The following is a 19,768-nucleotide window of genomic DNA, read 5'->3' on the forward strand; positions in this document are numbered from 1 at the left end:
GCAAGCTAACGCTATTCGCATTACTGAAGAAGGCTGGCCCAACGTGCGTATCCTTATTACCGGCGGAGCCGGTTTCATAGGCTCGGCCCTTGTCCGCGAGCTGATTCAACACACTGAGCATGATGTGCTCAACCTGGACAAACTGACCTATGCCGGCAATCTCGAATCGCTGACCAGCATTGCCAACGACACTCGCTACGAGTTCGTTCAGGCCGATATTGTCGATCAGGCGACCGTCAGTGCGGTGCTCGCGCGTTTCCGCCCTCACGCGATCATGCACCTGGCAGCGGAGTCCCACGTCGATCGCTCCATCGACGGGCCATCGGAATTCATCCAGACCAACATTGTCGGCACCTACAGCCTGCTCGAAGCCGCCCGCGCCTATTGGCAAGCCCTCCCGGAGCCTGAGAAAAGCGCCTTCCGCTTTCATCACATTTCCACTGACGAGGTTTACGGCGACCTGCACGGTGTCGATGATCTGTTCACGGAAACGACGCCCTACGCGCCGAGCTCGCCCTACTCCGCCAGCAAGGCAGCGTCCGACCACCTGGTCCGCGCCTGGCAGCGAACCTATGGCTTGCCGGTGCTGCTGACCAATTGCTCGAACAATTACGGGCCGTTCCACTTCCCCGAGAAACTGATTCCGCTGGTCATCCTCAATGCTCTGGCCGGCAAGCCGCTGCCGGTGTATGGCAATGGCCTGCAAGTGCGCGACTGGCTGTTCGTCGAGGATCACGCCCGGGCACTGCTCAAAGTGGTGACCACCGGCGCCGTTGGCGAGACCTACAACATCGGCGGGCACAACGAACAAAAGAACATCGACGTGGTGCGTGGTATCTGCGCCCTGCTCGAAGAATTGGCACCGCTCAAGCCTGAGGGCGTTGCGCATTACGCCGACCTGATCACGTTCGTCCAGGATCGCCCCGGGCATGACCTGCGCTATGCAATCGATGCCGGCAAGATTGAACGCGAACTGGGCTGGGTGCCCGAAGAGACCTTCGAAACCGGCCTGCGCAAAACCGTTCAATGGTACCTGGACAATATGCAATGGTGCCGCCGCGTTCAAGACGGCAGCTATCAGGGCGAACGCCTTGGCGCCATCAATCCCAAGGAGCTGCTCGCATGATGAAAGGCATCGTTTTGGCGGGTGGCTCGGGCACGCGCCTGCACCCGATTACGCTTGGAGTGTCGAAACAGCTGTTGCCGGTCTACGACAAGCCAATGATCTACTATCCGATCTCGGTGCTGATGCTGGCCGGCATCAAGGATATCCTGCTGATCTCCACCCCGCAGGATCTGCCCCAGTATCGCAATCTGCTGGGTGACGGCAGCCAGTTCGGGGTGAATTTCAGCTTTGCCGAGCAACCCTCGCCGGACGGTCTGGCCCAGGCGTTTCTGATTGGCGAAGAGTTCATTGGCGATGACCCTGTGTGCCTGATCCTGGGCGATAACATCTTCCATGGTCAGCACTTTGGCGAACAATTGCAGAGCGCGGCAAAACGCACCCGCGGCGCCACCGTGTTCGGCTACTGGGTCAAGGACCCCGAGCGCTTCGGCGTGATTGATTTCGACAGCGATGGCCGTGCCCTTTCGATCGAAGAAAAACCGAAAGCGCCGAAATCCAGCTATGCCGTTACCGGCCTGTATTTCTACGACAACGATGTGATCGAGATCGCCAAGGCGGTGAAACCTTCGCCTCGTGGCGAGCTGGAAATCACCGACGTCAACAATGCCTATCTGCAACGTGGCGATCTGCAGGTCGAGCGTTTTGGTCGAGGTTTCGCCTGGCTCGACACCGGCACCCACGATAGCTTGCTCGAAGCCTCTCAGTACGTGCAGACCATCGAACACCGCCAGGGCCTCAAAGTCGCCTGCCTCGAAGAGATCGCCTATGAAAATGCCTGGATCGACCGCGAGCAGTTGATGGAGCGCGCCCGGTACTTTGGCAAAACCGGGTATGGCCAGTACCTGGCCAAGCTGGCAGGGGAAGAGCAATGAACCTGTGCGAGCCCGATTCGCCCGGTAACGAGACTGGACTGTTCCCGTGAAAATACTCATCAATGGCCGACACGGTCAGGTTTCACATGAATTACAACGGCGGCTGGGGGCTGTCGGCGAACTGATCGTATTGGGTCGCGATCAGCTCGATCTCGCTCAACCCGATCAGATTCGCCGTCAGGTGCAAAACATCCGGCCCGATCTGATCGTCAATGCAGCGGCCCATACAGCGGTTGATCTGGCGGAAAGCGAGCCGCAACCAGCTTTTGCCATAAACGCGGTAGCTCCCGGCATCCTTGCCGAAGAAGCGCTGGCTCTGGACATACCGTTGATACATTACTCCACGGACTATGTATTCGACGGGAGTAAAGCCGGACCTTATAACGAGGACGACACGCCAAATCCGCTCGGGGTGTACGGCAAGAGCAAACTGGCCGGTGAACAAGCTATCAGGGACGTGCAAGGTAAACACCTGATCCTGCGTACCAGTTGGGTCTATTCAACCCATGGCCGCAATTTTCTGTTGACGATGCAGCGCTTGCTGCAAGAGAAACCGGAGTTACGTGTAGTCGCCGATCAAATCGGAGCACCTACATGGGCAGGTACAATCGCCGATAGCACCCTTGCCCTGATTGAGCGCTGGCAGACGAGCCAGGTCGCCAACTGGGGTACTTATCACCTGACCGCTCAAGGTGAGACCTCCTGGTTCGGCTTCGCCCAGGCGATCGGTGAAGCGCTGCGAAAACAGGGCAAGCCCTGCGCCGACCTGTTACCGATCCCGTCCAGCGACTACCCGACACCCGCAGCCCGACCGCTCAACTCGCGACTGGATTGCAGTCGCTTGCAGCGCGATTGGGGTGTCAGTCAACCAGACTGGCAAACGGCGTTGCGCGAGTGCCTCACTCAGCAAGCCTGAGCATCAAGCGCTGCCCGCACCTGCATTGAAATACCCAACCTGCGCGTTGCAGCGGTGTTGGGGAGCGGGTATGCGGGCTTGCTCGCGAAAGCCGCATTTACAACAAACGCGCCCCTGACTGACGCACAATATTCGCGCATCCAGTGGCGAACATCCCCGATACGACAGCTTTCAGCCCATTACGACGCGTAATCGTGAAATGGCACGCCCACTGCACTGACCTCCCCTGAGCGTTCCAAACCACTCAGGGAGCAAACCCATGAACACACAACTCAAACCCACGCTGGGCACCTTGCACCTGTGGGGCATTGCGGTCGGGCTGGTGATTTCCGGTGAGTATTTCGGCTGGAGCTATGGCTGGGGCGTAGCCGGGACCCTGGGCTTTCTGGTGACCTCATTCATGGTCGCCACCATGTACACCTGCTTCATCTTCAGTTTCACCGAACTGACCACCGCCATTCCCCACGCCGGAGGTCCCTTTGCCTACAGCCGTCGTGCCTTTGGCGAGAAAGGCGGGTTGATCGCCGGACTGGCGACACTGATCGAATTCGTCTTCGCCCCGCCGGCGATCGCCCTGGCCATCGGCGCCTACCTCAATGTCCAGTTTCCAGCCCTGGACCCGAAACACGCGGCAGTCGGTGCCTACATCGTATTCATGGGTCTCAACATCCTCGGCGTGAAACTGGCAGCAACCTTCGAACTGGTGGTCTGCGTGCTGGCGGTCGCCGAGTTGCTGGTGTTCATGGGCGTGGTCGCCCCGGCATTCAGTTTCAGCAACTTCGCCCTCAATGGCTGGGCCGGTTCCGATGTATTCGGTGCTCCGGCGATTGCCGGGATGTTCGCGGCGATCCCCTTCGCCATCTGGTTCTTCCTCGCCATCGAAGGCGCAGCCATGGCCGCCGAAGAAGCCAAGGACCCGAAACGCACGATTCCCAAGGCTTACATCAGCGGTATCCTGACCCTGGTGCTGCTGGCGATGGGCGTGATGTTCTTCGCCGGTGGCGTCGGCGACTGGCGCACCCTGTCGAACATCAATGACCCGCTGCCCCAGGCGATGAAAACCGTGGTCGGCGAAAGCTCGGGCTGGTTGCACATGCTGGTGTGGATCGGCCTGTTTGGGCTGGTGGCGAGTTTCCACGGGATCATTCTTGGCTACTCGCGGCAGTTCTTCGCCCTCGCCCGGGCCGGTTACCTGCCGTCCTCCCTGGCCAGATTGTCACGCTTTCAAACCCCGCACCGGGCGATCATCGCCGGCGGCGTGATCGGCATTGCTGCCATCTACAGCGACGGCTTGATCAACCTCGGCGGCATGACGCTGACCGCCGCGATGATCACCATGGCCGTGTTTGGCGCCATCGTGATGTACATCATGAGCATGCTCAGCCTGTTCAAGCTGCGCAAAACCGAGCCGAACCTGGAACGCACCTTCCGCGCCCCCTGCTACCCGCTGGTGCCGTTCATTGCACTGATGCTGGCGGTGGTATGCCTGGTGGCGATGGCCTGGTTCAACACGTTGATCGGCCTGATCTTCCTGGGTTTCATGGCGGCAGGTTTCGTGTACTTCATGCTCACCGCACAACTGCGCGCAGACGCCCCGGCGGATGCGATGCTGACCGGACTGTGAAAGCGTTCGAGTGAACCTTGAACAACAGGCATAGAATGGGGTGATAGCGATGGAACTGCGATGAAACCCCATCACTCAAAACGGTATGCACGATCGGTTGGCGAACCCTCGCCGACCGCCTGCTTTTCAAGGAGAGTCCTATGCCCTGGTATGCCTGGTTGATTCTGGTCGTTGCCATCGGCTCGATCGTTGGTGGCCTGATGCTGCTGCGCGACACCGCCAACAAGGTCGAACTGACCGAAGAGCAACGCAAGCGCGTCGCCGAACGCAATGCGGAAATGGACGCCAAGGAAGCGCAGGACCGCTGACTGAAAACCCCGCCTTGGAAAGCGGGGTTTGTTTTTGCGTGGAAACGCCCGAAATCACGCCGCTTTGCACCCATATCGAAGCATCTGCATGTTTATTAGAAGTAGAAGTACAGTCACCATGCAATTTTCATTGGTTAATATGGCGCATTGATGCGGAGATATCAGATGCGTTACTCGCAGGACCATAAAGCCCAGACCCACCAACGCATTATCAAGGAAGCTTCAGCGCGATTCCGACGCGACGGTATCGGCGCGACCGGGCTGCAACCCCTGATGAAAGCACTGGGCCTGACTCACGGTGGCTTTTACTCGCACTTCAAGTCCAAAGACGAACTGGTAGAGAAAGCCTTGCAGGAGGCCGGTGCACAAGTCGACGAGCTGTGTGCGCAAATCTTCGCCGAGGAACAGCCACTCAAAGCCTTCATCGACGCTTACCTGTCCGAATGGCATCAAACCTCTCCCCACGAAGGCTGCCCGCTGCTGACCATTTCTTCGGAACTGGGGCTGCGTGGTCAACCGAGTCCGACCAGCGACGTCGTGCTCCAGGCGCGACTCGATCAGATCCAGCATACCCTTGAGGGTGAGCGCACCGCCGAGCGCAGCATCGTCATCATGTCTACGCTGGTCGGCGCCTTGCTGTTATCGCGCAGCGTGGCCGACGTCGGGTTTGCCCAACGGATTCTCGACATCGCACGCGAACACCTCAAGCACTCGCAGGATTAACCCTGCCAACGCTTGAACAGTACACTGGCATTGACCCCACCAAATCCGAAGCCGTTGGACAACGCATACTCGATGGCCATTGGCCGCGCTTTGCCATGAACGATATCCACTCCTTCAGTGGCAGGGTCCGGGTTCTCGAAATTGAGTGTCGCTGGTGCAACCTGGTCACGGATCGCCAGCAGCGTGAAGATCGCCTCGATTCCCCCTGCTGCACCGAGCAAATGCCCGGTCGCCGACTTGGTCGATGTCACGGCAATACCATTTTGCGCACCGAACAACGCCTTGATCGCCGCCAGTTCACCCAGATCCCCCACCGGAGTCGAGGTTGCATGAGCATTCAGATGCTGAACCTGAGCCGGAGAAACACCAGCCTGAGCCAATGCCAACGACATCGCCCGCCGCGCACCGTTGCCGTCCTCGGGACCGGCGGTCAGGTGATAGGCATCGGCGCTGGTGCCGTAGCCGACGAGCTCCGCCAAGGGCTGGGCGCCCCGGGCCAGCGCATGGTCCAGAGACTCGATGACCAGCAGCCCGGCCCCTTCTCCCATGACAAAACCATCGCGACCACTGTCGAAAGGTCGCGAAGCGCGTTCAGGCGTGTCGTTGTAAGCGCTGGACAACGCGCGAGCAGCCGCAAACCCGGCCAGGCTGACCCGATCGATCGCTGCCTCTGCACCGCCGCACACCGCGATGTCCGCCTCACCCGTACGAATCAGCCGCGCTGCGTCGCCAATCGCCTGAACGCCGGCAGCGCATGCCGTGACCGGTGCACCCAATGGCCCCTTGAAGCCATGCTGGATCGACACATGACCTGCCGCGAGGTTGACCAGGAATGAAGGGATGGTGAATGGAGACAAACGTCTCGGCCCACGACTATCGGTGGTGCGCACCGCGTCGGCGATCGCGCCGAAACCACCCACACCTGAACCGATGATGGTGGCCGTGCGCTCCTGGGCATTGGCATCCAGCGCTTGCCAGCCGGCTTGCTCCAGTGCCTGACGCGCCGCTTCCATGGCGAACAAAATGAAGCGGTCCATCTTCTTCTGTTCCTTGGGCGGGGTTGCCCGGTCCGGATCGAACCCCGCCTCCGGATCATCCGCCAGCGCGGGCACTGCACCGCCGACCTTGGCCGGCAGATCGGCAACCACCTCTTGCGGTAAATTGCGCAGCCCGGAACGACCGGCCAACAGCCGCGCCCAGACAGCTTCGACACCGCTTCCCAGCGGCGACACCAGGCCCATGCCAGTTACAACCACTCGACGATCACTCATACCAGACACACCTCAAGCCGATTGATGACGCTTACCGATAACGGGCAGCGGCCTTGCTTTTGGAAAGATTGGGCGCCATCACATGACGCGCCGCCACGAACGCATCCCAATCCGCCGCATCAGGCAACGAAGGAATAGTGATCAACTCACCCTGATCCAGACCCGACAACGCAGCATCGACCATCTCTCCTGCTTCCATCACCATTTCTGCGGGAATTTGCGAAGCATCGATACCGGAGCGCTCCCAGATCTCGGTTCGTGTCACACCGGGCAGCACCGCCTGGATCTTCACCCCGGTACCATTCAGCTCGGCGTTCAACGATTGAGTCAAGCTCAATACATAGGCCTTGCTGGCGCTGTAAGTCGCATTGAAACGCTCGGGAAACAATGCCACCACCGATGCGATATTGATGATCGTGCCGCGCCCGGCCTTGGTAAAGCTGGCCGCAGCCGCCGAGGCCAATCGCGTGACTGCCGTGATATTCAACTGAATCATTCGCTCCAGTTGATCGGTATCGGCATTGGCCAACAGCCCATCCGCCGCCACACCGGCGTTATTGAGCAACAGACTGATACTCGAATCGCTGCGTAGCCGCTGTTCGAGTTGTAGCACGTCTTCCTTCCGGGTGAGATCCGCCGACAGCACTTCCACCTTGATCCCATGCTCCGAGCGCAGCTTGATCGCCGCAGCCTCCAGTCGCGGCTCGTCACGAGCCACCAGCAACAGATCAAAACCACGGGCTGCCAAACGCTCGGCGTACACCGCCCCGATACCGGAAGACGCGCCGGTGACGAGGGCCGTACCTTGGGGCTGAACTGAATTCATGATGGTGCTCCTGAAAAATGCTGAAGGACGCCCGACGTGAAAGCACTTCGACGCGAGCTATTTTATTATAGCCATAATTCTACCAATATATGATAGCCGTAATTTTAATTGATCGAGCAACGGAGGGTTCTCGTCGGTAACCCGGCCAGAATGAGAGTAGCCCCGGAATGAGAATGAAATCCCATCGAGCCTATGGGATGGAGCGAACGGTATTGCGAGCGACCGATAAACGGTGGGGCGAATGAGCAGCGCGCTTTGAACGCTCACAGGGTGACAGGAGGCCAGCCCATAGGGCCGTCAAGGTGATGTCTGAGCCGCGACCGTGTTCGCATCCGCGACTGTTTCTCACCCTTGCTGTTTGCTAACAAATGCTGGAAAATCCAAAAAATATAACCAAATGTAAAGTTTTCTAACCTAGATGACGGCAATTTTCAGATGTATTCTGGAAAGTCTGTCCAAATTTTTAGAGCGCGTGATGAACATTCCAGTAAACACTATTGATACCCCCCGACATGAAGTCGTTGAAGTAAAGGAGCTTATCGGCAGCCTTTGGGATCAAAGGGCGATTGTTTTATTGTTTACTGCACTGACCGTTACCGCCGCTATTTCCTATGCCTTGCTGGCAACTCCAGAATATGAAGTTGAAACTTATGTCCGACCTGTCCCACTGGCGGACCTGGACGAACTGAATGAGTCCGGACTTTATAAACTTCTGCCAAAAGACGCGCTGAACAACATCGGTTCTTCAATGCAGTCTTATGATGTTCGCCTGAAGTTCTTCCAGGCCAACCCGCAGTACCTTGCGCCATTGCAGGCACCAGGGCAATCCATTGAGAACACATTTGAAAGGTTCAACGAAAGAGCATTTTCGCTTGAAAAAATTGATCCTAAAAAAAGCTCCAGCCTTTCCGAAGCCGTTGGCCTTAGCCTCAGGTATCCTCAGGGCATAGATGGCGTAGGCATCTTGAGAGACTTTACCGACTTCGTCGTTAAAGGTGAAAAGGAAAAAGTTGCGTCAAACTTAAAAATACTGATTGCCAACCGCATCGATCAGACTGAAAAGAAACTGGAGTCGAAAAAGTCCGCTTATGAGGCGGAAAAAGATTCCAAAGTTGCCCATTTGCTGGAAAAAGATCAGCTAAAAAAGCAAGTACTTCAAGACGAACTCAAAGCGCTGCGCCAACAACTGCAAAGCCGCAGACAAAACCGCATCAAAGAACTTGATGAAGCCATCGTCATCGCCAAGAAACTCGGAATTGTAAAACCCACCACGCCCTCGGCGCTGGGAGATGGAGAGCAAGCCCATCAGGGCAACATGATCCGCACGGAAGTCAACAATCAGAAAATACCCCTGTACTTCCTGGGACAAGCGGCACTGGAAGCAGAGCGTGCCACCTTGGTAGCTCGTCATTCCGATGACTTCACCGAGCCGCGTATCGATGAGATTCAAAAAGAGCTCAGCCTGCTGGCTACCAACCGCGAAGCAGTACTTCTCAAAGAGCGGAATCATCCTGAGTTGTTTATCAAGGACTTCGCGGACATCAGCGGTGAGCTGACTCACCTGAAGCAACTGAATGTAAACTTCGATCAGTTAAAGCTGGTCAATGTTGATAAAGATGCAATGGAACCTCAAGCGCCTATAAAACCGAAGAAAGCCCTGATCGTTGGATTTGGCCTGATCTTTGGATTCATACTCGGCCTGGGTGTCGCCATCATTCGTCGCGCCGTTCTGTCACTGCATTCACCTCGTCGTTAATTGTCGAGGGCTGCGCTTTCCCTTCAAGCGCAGCCCGACTCGACCAATAGCTTTAGCTACGCAAAGAGCATTTAACGGACGGCAACTTATTCCCGCAGCGTCTCTGGTGAAGTGATCGCCTGATCATTTCCACTCAACCAGAGATTGACGCTTTCGACACTTTCTTCCGACAACTTTCCGGCCCAGCGATTCAGGATAAAAAGGTTGGTTATAAAGTCGTATTGAGTCTTGAGCAGATCGCGACGTGCCTTGAATTCATTCTGTACCGCGGTCAAAACATCCACGGCATTAACCACGCCATAGGTAAATGCTTTTTCAGCCGCAATGCGCGATTGCTCGGCCGAGGCCAGTGCATTGCGGTTTGCGTGGATCTTTTCCACGCTTGAGTCTGCAGTCAAATACGCGTTTGTCGTTTCCTTGACCACCTGGCGGCGCGTCGCGACCAATTGCTGTTCTGCGGTGAGCTGATCCTGATACAGCTGCCTTACCCGCGCGGATGTCGTGCCACCGCTATAGATCGGAATCTGTACTCCCACACCCGCGACATAGCTGTCGGTCTGTGGCGCCAACGAATTGTTGTAGCCTTCATTGGTCTGCTGCGCACTCAGGTTCAGATTGACCGTGGGATAGTGCCCGCCCTTACCTTCGCGCAGGGCAGCCTCTGCTGCGTCCTGTGCATTTTCGCTGGCCTTGATCGCCGGATTGTCGGCGATCGCCAAATTGACCCAACTTTCCAGGCTTTCGGCAGACACTTTCAATTCGACGTCATTACGCACACGACTCAGTTTCTCTTTGACCGGCCGTCCGATAATTTCCGACAACGCAACACGGCTCAGGCTGGACTGGTTACGCGCTTCGACTTCCTGGGCCGCCAGCGAATCAACTCGGGCCTGGAGATCCAGCAAATCGGTCACCATCGCCAACTGTTTGCTGTAAAGCGCACTGACCCTGTCGAGGTTCTTCTGGGTAGCCCTGCGTTCGGCCCGCACCAATTCAAGTTCATCATCGGCAGCCAGCGCGGCAAAATATCGCTGTGCAAGATCCACAGTGGCCTCGGCCTGAGCCTCTTTTGATTCGGAGTCAGCCTGCTTTGCCAGGCTTTTATAGCGCTGGTAGTTTTCCCAGGCAGCCTTGTTGTACAACGGTTGGGTCAACCCCACCGAATAGTTGCGACTGTCGTAGGCCTCGTCGATTTGAAGGTTGGACTGTTTGATCCGGTTGAAACCCGCGTTGGCCGTCACTGAAGGCAACAGACTGCCAAACGCCTGGTTTTGCTGCTCGACCCCGGATTGAGCCTTGGAGTAAGAGGAGATCACCCGTGGGTCTTCCAGGCGCGACTCGCGGTACAACTGCATCAAGTCGACCGAGTAGCTCTGTTTACTGACCGAAGCTGTTTGCGGCGTAGTGATAGAGGGGGGGCGGTGGGAACTTCAGCGGCGTGGACAGGCAATGCCATTGAACCCAAAACCAGGCAGGGAATCAGACGCACGATCACTCCTCGATCATTGACTGGGCAATAACGTCACGTGCCGGCTGCATCAGGTATTGCAGCATGGTGCGCTCTCCGGTGTTGATCAATACGTCTGCCGGCATGCCCGCCAACAACTTGCGATCTCCCAGTTTCCGCGCGCCCTCCCCTGTCACGCTGATGCGGGCCAGATAGTACGGTGCACTGGTTTTCTCGTTGATCAAGCGATCGCCGGATACACTCGTCACTCGACCTTCGATGACCGGTGTCGTGGCCGTGTTAAAGGCACTGAAGCGAATGTCCGCCAACTTGCCGATAGCGATTCGGTCGATGTCATTGGGTGAGACCTGTGCCTCGACCACCAGGTCGGAAACGGATGGAACGATATCCAGCAAGGGCGTTGCGGGTCGCACAACGCCACCGATGGTGTGGACCGTCATGCCAATCACCATCCCGTCTTCCGGAGCGCGAATAATCACCCTGCTCAGGCGATCCTCCAGCGCCGAGGCTTTTTCCTGCAGGTCGTAGGCCTTGGTCTGGGTCTCTGCCAACTGCTTGGTAACGTCGGCGTTGAAGTCTTTGTCGATCTGCAGGATCTGCAACTGGGTTTCGTTGATCTGCAACCTGGTCTTGATATTTGTCGAGCGGTGATCCGCCACCTCAGACTTGAGCAAGTCCAGCTTGCGCGCCTGTTCCAGCATCCGCTGTTTGTCGACAAAACCCTGGGCCAGCAACTCTTTCAACTCGGCAATTTCGCCGCTGTAGGATTCCTGCAAGCTGGTCTTGGTACCGATCATGGTGTCGGTTCCCTTGATTTGCTGGTTCAACTGACCAATGCGCTCTTGCAGGACCGAGATTTGCCCAAGTCGCGAGCTACGCCGCGCGTTGAATACCTGAGTCTCGCCGAAACGCGCCTCGACACTGCGCTGACTATCGGAATTGATATCGCTCGGGAAGGCAATTGTCGGAAGGTTATCGCGCTCGGCGAGCAACCGCGCCTCGGCCGTCCTGGCAGCGATCAACTGGCTACGGGTCATCTCGTATTCGGAGCGCAATTGAGCGTCATCGAGAACGATGATCGGGTCGCCCTTCTTCACCACATCGCCGTCATGGGCAAGCAGATCCTTGACGATGCCGCCCTCCAGATGCTGCACGGTCTTGCGATACGTTTGCACGGTAACGACGCCCGGCGCGTAGGCCGCGCCATCAAGTGGGGCAAACGTCGCCCACCCGCCGAACAGGCCGAACGTCACCAATACAATGAAAAATCCTGTTCGGCGTACGGATCTGTCGGACGTGGGCAGATCTGCGAAAGTATCGGCAGGAGTAGCGAGCGTACGGTTCATCGAGAGTTTCCTGTCAAACGTCGGTCGACGCGACGTCTGTGCCGGCCCGGGCAGCCGGCTTCTGCTGAGCGGCCAATTGAGGCGCATTGAGTTGTGCGAGGACCTGATCCCGCGGGCCATACAGGCTGATGGTGCCAGCGTTCATCACCAGCAAGCGGTCGAGCTGGGCCAGGATCGAGGTCCGGTGGGCGATGACGAAGACCGTCGCCCCCGTGAGTTTCAACTGTTGCAGCGCCAACGCCAGTGCACGCTCGCCAACTTCGTCCAGATGAGCGTTCGGCTCATCCAGAACGATAAGCCGCGGGCTGCCATAGAGTGCCCGGGCCAGTCCGATACGCTGACGTTGCCCACCCGACAGATTGATGCCCCCCTCGCCGATGACCGTATCGTAGCCATTGGGCAGCATCAGAATCATTTCATGGACACTGGCGGTCCTGGCCGCCAGCACCACCTGGTCCGGATCAACGACACCGAAACGCGCGATGTTGTCGCTGATAGTGCCTTCGAACAATTCAATGTCTTGCGGCAAATACCCAAGGTGCGGCCCCAATTGGCTTTTGTCCCAATTGGCAATATCGGCGCTATCCAGACGAACGACCCCATTCTGTGGCTTCCACACACCCATCAAGGCCTTGCCAAGCGTCGACTTGCCGGAGGCGCTAGGGCCGACAACACCGATCATCGCGCCTGCTGGCGCGTTGAAGCCGATGCCTTTGATGATCGGGCTTCTTGATCCCGGAGCACCCAGCGTGAGGTTCTCTACCGTCACATGGCCGATTGGAGCGGGTAATTGCATACGCTCAGGTTCGGCATTTTGCTGGTCGAGAACGCTGTTCAGGCGCGCGTATTGTGAACGGGCAGAGATGAACCCCTTCCAACTGCCGATCATCAGGTCCAGCGGCGCCAGCGCTCGACCCAACAACACGGAGCCTGCAATCACCAGCCCGGGGCTGATCTCATGGCTGACTGCCAGATAAGCACCAAGGCCAAGGATCAGAGATTGAACAAGCAAACGGAAAGTCTTGGATATCGATGTGATGATCCCGCTGCGATCGCTGGCTCGGGACTGCAACAGCAGCACGTTCTTTTGACGCAGACTCCAGCGTGACATGAGTGAGTCAAGCATGCCCATGGACTCGATCACTTCGGCATTGCGCAAGTTCTTGGTGGTATGCAGCGTCGCACCAATGCTCTGCTTGTTGGCCTCTGCCAGAACTTTGCCCGTGGATCGCTCATTGATACTGGCCAACGCCAGCAAAACCACCGCACAACCGATTGCCGTCCAGCCGTACCAGGGGTGAAACAGGAACAGCACTGCGATATAGATCGGCAGCCACGGCGCATCGAAAAACGCGAACAGACCGTTCCCGGACATGAACTGGCGCAGCCCGGTCAGGTCGCTGAGCGACTGGGCCGACGCATCCATGCCACCGCTGTCCAGGGCCCGCTTGAAACTGGCCCTGTAGACATCGCGGCCAAGCAACACGTCGAGCCTGGTGCTGACGCGAACCATGATCCGCGAACGTACCCACTCCAGCAGACCCATCGTCACGAGCAGGAAGGTCAGGATAATGGTCAACATGGCCAGCGTCGTCAGGCTGCCGCCCGTGACGACCCGCCCGTAGACCTGAAGCATGTAGAAGGTCGGGACCAACATCAGTGCATTGATGAACAGACTGAAAAAACCCACCGATATAAAGCTGCTCCTGCAGGCCCTCAGGGCTACTTGCAGGCTGTTTTCGGGTGTACTGCGTATCATCTGGGAACTGACAACCTGGTGTGTTGATCGGGCGTTGCGGGGCGCGCGAGTGTATCACCTGAGCACGGCTTGCAGAATGAAATTGCCAGCATCCTGGCGTTGCAATGCAGTCGACGAGCCGCGCGGGTCCTTGATCTCTGGAGATTTATAATTGCGCTATAGTTGATAATGCTTCTTTAACATACTGGCCAAAGAACTGTAACATATGTGAAATTTTGGCCAGTAACGCCGTTTGCAGAACGATTCGGATATCGGGAGCGGCCACCCAATCAACATGGAGTCACTTTTGATCAATTATTTTTCTTTACTCGCCGATATCGTCCGGGAAGAAGCTGCGGCAACCGGCGCATTGCTGCAAGACGTCGCCCGCGAACTATTGGCCACCAATACAACTCACTCGGATGGAGCCTGGTGGGTTGCCCACGGCAATGACCCTTTCTATACCGCCGAGCAAATCTACAAAACCGTCACAGGCGATCCGACTGCCGAACGCGCAGAACTTCTGTGCGGCAATATGGTTAACGTATTCAGCGGCCTGTGCGCGGAACTTGGCCTGCAAAAACGCACCATCTGGACGTACTCAGACACCCAAGGGTACTTTCAGGGGCATACGTACCTTGAAATTTTTAATACCACAACCAACAAGTGGGAAATCCAGGACGCGGACTATAACGTCTATTACACCGACGTTCGCACGGGCGAGCGTGTCGGTGTCAAGGACATGATGAATGCAGACGACGTTGAATACTTCATCCCTAATAATGCAACTGAATCCGGATGGTCGGAGACAGGTGCAGAAGCCTTGCGCCTAGCTAATCTATATGCTGCGCAAATAATCACAACGGAGCATAAGCTCTATACCAGTAACGACAGTCTGAGTGATACCTTGCTTGCCAGCATTGCCAACTCTCTGAGCGGCGTCTTTGACTATACGGTAGCAAGCGGTGTTGGCGATCTGACCGCCACGCATCTTACAGATAGCAACGCCGTCACCAACAACGGGAGAGCCACAGTCACCGGCACCTCGAGTGCTGACTTCATTTCATATGATGGCAGTTCACTCAGCCCGGTGTTCGCTACGCTCATCGGTGGAGCGGGCAATGACACGCTCGCGCTACGCTTTTCCGGCGGTCAACTTTACGGTAATGAGGGCAATGACGTCCTGATTGGCGGGCAATTGGCAGATCTTCTGGTCGGCGGCACTGGTGATGATTACATGTCTGGTGGTTACGGTGCAGACCAGTACGCGTTTTCGAAGGGCGATGGCTTCAACGACACCATCGACAGCTTCGGTGTAGGTGCCGATCGACTGGTTTTCCTCGGCGTCAGCGGCACCGGCGGCACCGGCCGTACGCAAATTTCGGAAAAAGAGTTCAATTTCAGGATTGACCAGAAGCTGACCTCGGACGGCGTCTATCTTCGCTATGACACCGATGGCGATGCACGTTTTGATGGCGGGATGCTGATCGAAGGCCGTACGACGCTGCTCACCACCAACGACACTACGTTTGTTTTCAACGCTGACCCGCTCAAAGGCTTCAACACAACGGCTGTCGCTGGCAATCCTGGTTCCGGCTACGCCGATAAAATCTACGGTGGCAATGCAGCAGACAAAATCCTCTACGTCGGCACACAGGGCGCAGAACTGGCTGGCAGCACCAGCGGAGTAAACAGTGGCAATGACATCATCCAGTCTCACTCGGATGCAAATTGCTCGCTATACGGCCAAGATGGTAACGACGTGTTGGCTGGAGGAAACGGCAGCGACTTCATCGTCGGTGGCACCGGCAACGACCTCTTGATTGGCGGAAAAGGGCGAGATGTTTTCGTATTCAACGCAGGCTCAGGCGCGGACACCATCCAGGACTTCAAACAAGGTGAAGACACCCTGTATATCTATGGCTGGACGACCACCAAGACAGTGACGCAAACGCTGCAAGACAACGGGCTGGTTGTGACCTTCGACACCGCGGGTGATGGCGCTCACGGTGGCAACATCACGCTACTTGGCCAGACCACCTTGCTGAACAATACCGACCTGTTCTTTGCCTGAATGCGGATGACCGACAACAACGGGTTGTACCGCCGGGCATGAATCCCGCTACAGAAAAAGGCCGATCAATGATCGGCCTTTTTTTGCTTGATCAACCCGCTAGTTCACCTCGACCCTGTCGCGATTTCTATCCAGAAGCGCTTTGCCGATCCCCTTCACCTCCAGCAATTCGTCAACTGACGCAAACGCACCATTACTTTCACGATAAGCAACAATCGCTTTCGCCTTGGCCTCGCCCACCCCAGCCAGCTCACGTTGCAGCGTAGGTACATCAGCACTATTGAGATCGACTTTGCCGGATGGTGCCTTCGCGGCCACATCCTGCACCAGAGGCGCACTCGTCACCTCAGGTGCCTTGACAGGCGCGGCGCTTGCCGTAACAGAGACGCTGGTGAGAAGGGCGAATACCAGAGAGTAGAAACTGCTTGTACGCATTAGTGAAGCTCCATGCCATCGTTTGGGAAAGCAGCTTTTTCCGAGGCTGCTCTCCAAACTTAGGCGATGCTATTGAACTGTCAAAAATGTGTACGTTACTGGATATGAAACAATCAGGGTTCCAGGCGGCGCTGCTGGTAGATCCAGTCGACGATCTCACCGTCCGGGGTGTAGCCGCTGACAGTGTCACGCAACAGTTGGCGGACGCGCGTGTAGTCGTCCTGGTCCACGGCGGCGAGCAACTCGGTCAACTTGCCCTTCAGCAAATCCCAGGACAGGTGGTCCTCGTTGGCCGTCATGATCATCGGGTGCTGGGTGGCCGCCACGTTGTCACCGATCAGCAGCTCTTCGTAAAGCTTCTCGCCCGGACGCAGCCCGGTGAACTCGATAGCGATGTCGCCATGCAGGTTTTTTTCCGAGCGCACGCTCAGGCCGGACAAATGGATCATCTTCTCGGCCAGTTCGACGATCCTCACCGGCTCGCCCATGTCCAGGACAAAGACATCACCACCCTGCCCCATGGAGCCAGCCTGAATCACCAGCTGTGCCGCTTCAGGAATGGTCATGAAGTATCGCGTGATCTTCGGATGTGTGACCGTCAGCGGGCCGCCCGACTTGATCTGCTTGTGAAACAACGGAATGACCGAACCCGACGATCCCAGGACGTTACCAAACCGTACCATCGTGAAGCGCGTTTTGTTCACACGGGAAACATTACCCGTATCACCGAACAACACCGGGGCCAACTCACGACTCAGCGCTTGCAACGTCAACTCGGCAAGGCGCTTGGTGCTACCCATGACATTGGTTGGTCGCACAGCCTTGTCGGTGGAAATCAGTACAAAGTTGGCCACCCCTGCCTGGAGCGCGGCCTGGGCCGTATTGAGCGTGCCTATCACATTATTGAGCACGCCTTCGGCAATGTTGTGTTCGACCATGGGTACATGCTTGTAGGCCGCGGCGTGATATACCGTGTCTACTCGCCAGGTTTTCATGACATCCAGTAACTTGTCCGGGTTACGAACCGACCCGAGAATCGGTAAAAGACGGATGGACAGCGACTCTCGAGCGATCCGCTGCTCCAGTTCGGACAAGATGGAATAAAGATTGAACTCACTGTGTTCGAACAGTAGAAGCGTTGTCGGACGCAGCGTCAGAATCTGCCGGCAAAGCTCGGAGCCAATGGAGCCCCCGGCGCCCGTGACCAGCACGGACTGCCCTGTGATGCAATGTTCGAGCAAATCAGCCTGGGCCGGGACTGCGTCACGCCCGAGCAGGTCTGCGATGTCCACTTCCTGGATATCATCGACCTTGACCCGGCCGCTTGCCAGGTCCATGAAACCCGGGACGCTTCGAACGTGTAACGGAAAGCCTTCGAGAAACCCGAGAATCTCGCGACGGCGCCCACGGTTGGACGATGGAATGGCGAGGAGAATTTCCTGAGCGCCCGTGTTGTCGATCATCTGCTGGATGTGCTTGGGCGTGTACACCTGCAACCCGGAGATCACCCTGTCGGCGATACCGCTATCGTCATCGATAAAAGCAACAGGCCGCATGACGCGCCCCATCCGCAATGCAGCAACCAGTTGATTACCCGCGGCTCCCGCGCCGTAGATGGCCACTTTCGGCAGACCATCATCCCTGCTGGTGAACGGGACATGCTGAGCTGCGCTGAACCAGTCGCCCATGAAATACTGGCGCATGGCCAAGCGTAATCCGCCGACCATGATCAGGCTCAACCACCAATAGTTGAAAATGATCGAACGAGGAACAACGTTTTGATGATTGCTGTACCAGTACACTACAACGCCAAGTATCAAGGATGACAGTGTCACTGCCTTGATAATGGCAATCAGCGCGTCATTTCCAAAGTAACGCATGACAGCACGGTACATGCCAAAGCGGACGAAAAGAGGAATGGCAATGACAGGTGTACTGACAAAAAGCCAGACGTGCTGAGTGAACGGGTTGATCAACTCGTCCAGCCCAAGACGCACGACAAACGCCATCCACAGGGCAAACCAGACCAACAAAATATCCGTCAGAACCTGCAGAATACGTTTATGTCGTCTTGGCAGACTTAACAACCTTGCCCGAATCTTATCCATAACCCCTCTAAACACCTCTCGAAGCTCCTAGCATTGATACAGCAACTACAGCTTTCGGTAACTCACTTGCCGATAAAGCAATACTCAAAAACCAATGCGCCCATCACGCCTTGCCAGCGATTTCCAACTCGCCTGCGTGAAACCTGAAAGCCAGCAACACCAGAGGCACGTAGGCCAGGACCAACCCCGCCACGCCATCGAGATATTGCAGGACGACCAATATAGCCACTGGTACTAACCACAACAAATTGATTGCAGCGATTGCCAGCGTGACCGCCCGATGGCTGCCATATTTTCGTGAAGCATACTGGTATCCATGGCTGCGATGGGCCTCATAAACCTTATCCCCGCGCAACAGCCGACGAATGAGGGTAAAGGTCGCATCAACAATAAAGACGCCCAACAAAATGAGCCAGGCCCAGAGAAACAGTGGATTCGTCCATGCCGCATGAAGCGACATCACCGCCAACACGATCCCCAGAAAACCACTGCCTGCATCGCCCATGAAGATCTTCGCGGGCGGGAAATTCCAGGCAAGGAAACCCGATACGGCCATCGCCAGTACAAGCGGCGCAATGGCGAGGCTGGTGTGGCCTGCGATCCAGTAGACCAGGCAAGCACCGACACAGGCGCAAATCGCCTCGACGCTGGCCAGACCATCAATGCCATCCATGAAGTTGTAGAGGTTGAGCATCCAGACCAGATAGAACGCGGCGATGACATAACCGAACCAGCCGAGACTGAACTCGAAACCGAACATATTGATCGGAGCCATCCCCCCAATCCAGAACAATGCCCAGATGGCACCACCGAAATGCGCAAGCAGGCGCCAACGCGCGGCGATATGCCCATGGTCGTCGAGAAAACCAACGATTGCGATCCAGCCGCCAGCCCCCAGCAGAGCCAGCGCCATCGGCCAGGCGAGCGCATCTGTCCAGGCCAGGACAGGCAGCGCAATCAGAAAACTCAGGACGATAGCCACACCACCACCCCGGGGGGTCGGAACCGAATGTGAACTACGCGCATTAGGAATATCTATCAAGCTGCGTGCCAATGCGTATTTGCGCAATGCACCTGTGCCCAAGAATGAAACACCCACCACCAACGCCAACAACCATATTGTGTTCAAAGGTCAACTTCCTGAAACAGCCAAAATCAATTCTGCAATTGAACCGGC

At 56.7% G+C, this 19,768-nt stretch carries 16 protein-coding genes; 8 read left to right on the top strand and 8 right to left on the bottom strand.

All coding sequences use genetic code 11. From position 1 onward, the window contains the following. Positions 1–43: 43 nt before the first annotated feature. The 6 genes from rfbB (at position 44) to AB4O40_RS09565 (ending at position 5,569) form a co-directional block, all read left to right on the top strand. Complete coding sequence (rfbB, locus tag AB4O40_RS09540) at positions 44–1,126, top strand: dTDP-glucose 4,6-dehydratase (protein ID WP_056727439.1); 1,083 nt, start codon at positions 44–46, stop codon at positions 1,124–1,126. Then, positions 1,123–1,998 (top strand): glucose-1-phosphate thymidylyltransferase RfbA, encoded by an 876-nt coding sequence (gene rfbA / locus AB4O40_RS09545; protein ID WP_056727136.1) that lies wholly within the window; start codon positions 1,123–1,125, stop codon positions 1,996–1,998. Before rfbB ends, rfbA begins: the two co-directional genes overlap by 4 nt. A 46-nt stretch (positions 1,999–2,044) precedes the next feature. Further along, on the top strand, positions 2,045–2,914 hold the full coding sequence (rfbD, locus tag AB4O40_RS09550; RefSeq protein WP_056727137.1) for a dTDP-4-dehydrorhamnose reductase: 870 nt from the start codon (positions 2,045–2,047) through the stop codon (positions 2,912–2,914). Between the two features lie 259 nt (positions 2,915–3,173). Then, positions 3,174–4,538, top strand: coding sequence for an ethanolamine permease (gene eat, locus AB4O40_RS09555; protein WP_056727138.1), 1,365 nt, complete (start codon positions 3,174–3,176; stop codon positions 4,536–4,538). A gap of 140 nt (positions 4,539–4,678) precedes the next feature. Continuing rightward, positions 4,679–4,846, top strand: coding sequence for a DUF2897 family protein (locus tag AB4O40_RS09560; protein WP_007985427.1), 168 nt, complete (start codon positions 4,679–4,681; stop codon positions 4,844–4,846). A 165-nt stretch (positions 4,847–5,011) separates the two neighbouring features. Then, positions 5,012–5,569 carry a TetR/AcrR family transcriptional regulator gene (locus AB4O40_RS09565; RefSeq protein WP_056727139.1) on the top strand — a complete coding sequence of 186 codons (558 nt, stop codon included), beginning with the start codon at positions 5,012–5,014 and terminating at the stop codon, positions 5,567–5,569. Here AB4O40_RS09565 and fabF read toward each other — a convergent pair. Beyond that, complete coding sequence (gene fabF, locus AB4O40_RS09570) at positions 5,566–6,840, bottom strand: beta-ketoacyl-ACP synthase II (RefSeq protein ID WP_056727140.1); 1,275 nt, start codon at positions 6,838–6,840, stop codon at positions 5,566–5,568. The two genes, AB4O40_RS09565 and fabF, sit on opposite strands and share 4 nt — an antisense overlap. A gap of 31 nt (positions 6,841–6,871) precedes the next feature. Next, complete coding sequence (locus AB4O40_RS09575) at positions 6,872–7,666, bottom strand: SDR family NAD(P)-dependent oxidoreductase (protein WP_056727141.1); 795 nt, start codon at positions 7,664–7,666, stop codon at positions 6,872–6,874. A gap of 475 nt (positions 7,667–8,141) precedes the next feature. Here AB4O40_RS09575 and AB4O40_RS09580 point away from each other — a divergent pair, with 475 nt between their 5' ends. Then, positions 8,142–9,422 (top strand): Wzz/FepE/Etk N-terminal domain-containing protein, encoded by a 1,281-nt coding sequence (locus AB4O40_RS09580; RefSeq protein ID WP_056727142.1) that lies wholly within the window; start codon positions 8,142–8,144, stop codon positions 9,420–9,422. Between the two features lie 86 nt (positions 9,423–9,508). On the opposite strand, the gene AB4O40_RS09585 is transcribed toward AB4O40_RS09580, so the two are convergent. The 3 genes from AB4O40_RS09585 to AB4O40_RS09595 form a co-directional block, all read right to left on the bottom strand. Further along, positions 9,509–10,831, bottom strand: coding sequence for a TolC family outer membrane protein (locus tag AB4O40_RS09585; RefSeq protein ID WP_056727441.1), 1,323 nt, complete (start codon positions 10,829–10,831; stop codon positions 9,509–9,511). A gap of 82 nt (positions 10,832–10,913) precedes the next feature. After that, positions 10,914–12,236, bottom strand: a complete 1,323-nt coding sequence (locus AB4O40_RS09590; protein ID WP_056727143.1) for an HlyD family type I secretion periplasmic adaptor subunit — start codon at positions 12,234–12,236, stop codon at positions 10,914–10,916. 13 nt (positions 12,237–12,249) lie between these two features. After that, complete coding sequence (locus AB4O40_RS09595) at positions 12,250–13,992, bottom strand: type I secretion system permease/ATPase (protein WP_056727443.1); 1,743 nt, start codon at positions 13,990–13,992, stop codon at positions 12,250–12,252. 289 nt (positions 13,993–14,281) lie between these two features. On the opposite strand from AB4O40_RS09595, the gene AB4O40_RS09600 reads away from it, so the two are divergent. Then, positions 14,282–16,048: a calcium-binding protein gene (locus AB4O40_RS09600; RefSeq protein ID WP_409078911.1), complete on the top strand. Its 1,767-nt coding sequence runs from the start codon at positions 14,282–14,284 to the stop codon at positions 16,046–16,048. Positions 16,049–16,147: 99 nt separating this feature from the next. Here the strand turns inward: AB4O40_RS09600 and AB4O40_RS09605 are convergent, their stop codons facing one another. The 3 genes from AB4O40_RS09605 to AB4O40_RS09615 form a co-directional block, all read right to left on the bottom strand. Further along, the gene (locus tag AB4O40_RS09605) at positions 16,148–16,483 is read right to left on the bottom strand and encodes a ComEA family DNA-binding protein (RefSeq protein WP_223541090.1); all 336 of its coding nucleotides are present in this window, start codon (positions 16,481–16,483) and stop codon (positions 16,148–16,150) included. A 113-nt stretch (positions 16,484–16,596) separates the two neighbouring features. After that, a complete protein-coding gene (locus tag AB4O40_RS09610; RefSeq protein ID WP_223541091.1) occupies positions 16,597–18,591 on the bottom strand; it encodes a polysaccharide biosynthesis protein in 1,995 nt (664 codons plus the stop codon). Positions 18,592–18,694: 103 nt separating this feature from the next. Beyond that, positions 18,695–19,720 (bottom strand): MraY family glycosyltransferase, encoded by a 1,026-nt coding sequence (locus AB4O40_RS09615; RefSeq protein ID WP_460054794.1) that lies wholly within the window; start codon positions 19,718–19,720, stop codon positions 18,695–18,697. Positions 19,721–19,768: the final 48 nt, after the last annotated feature.

It is taken from the genome of Pseudomonas sp. S2_F07, assembly GCF_054668325.1.

Coding starts and splice junctions, on each gene's coding strand:
- AB4O40_RS09560 (WP_007985427.1), top strand. CDS start 4,679: ATGCCCTGGTATGCCTGGTTGATTCTGGTCGTTGCCATCGGCTCGATC.
- rfbA (WP_056727136.1), top strand. CDS start 1,123: ATGATGAAAGGCATCGTTTTGGCGGGTGGCTCGGGCACGCGCCTGCAC.
- AB4O40_RS09590 (WP_056727143.1), bottom strand. CDS start 12,236: ATGAACCGTACGCTCGCTACTCCTGCCGATACTTTCGCAGATCTGCCC.
- AB4O40_RS09575 (WP_056727141.1), bottom strand. CDS start 7,666: ATGAATTCAGTTCAGCCCCAAGGTACGGCCCTCGTCACCGGCGCGTCT.
- fabF (WP_056727140.1), bottom strand. CDS start 6,840: ATGAGTGATCGTCGAGTGGTTGTAACTGGCATGGGCCTGGTGTCGCCG.
- eat (WP_056727138.1), top strand. CDS start 3,174: ATGAACACACAACTCAAACCCACGCTGGGCACCTTGCACCTGTGGGGC.
- AB4O40_RS09610 (WP_223541091.1), bottom strand. CDS start 18,591: ATGGATAAGATTCGGGCAAGGTTGTTAAGTCTGCCAAGACGACATAAA.
- AB4O40_RS09580 (WP_056727142.1), top strand. CDS start 8,142: ATGAACATTCCAGTAAACACTATTGATACCCCCCGACATGAAGTCGTT.
- AB4O40_RS09605 (WP_223541090.1), bottom strand. CDS start 16,483: ATGCGTACAAGCAGTTTCTACTCTCTGGTATTCGCCCTTCTCACCAGC.
- AB4O40_RS09565 (WP_056727139.1), top strand. CDS start 5,012: ATGCGTTACTCGCAGGACCATAAAGCCCAGACCCACCAACGCATTATC.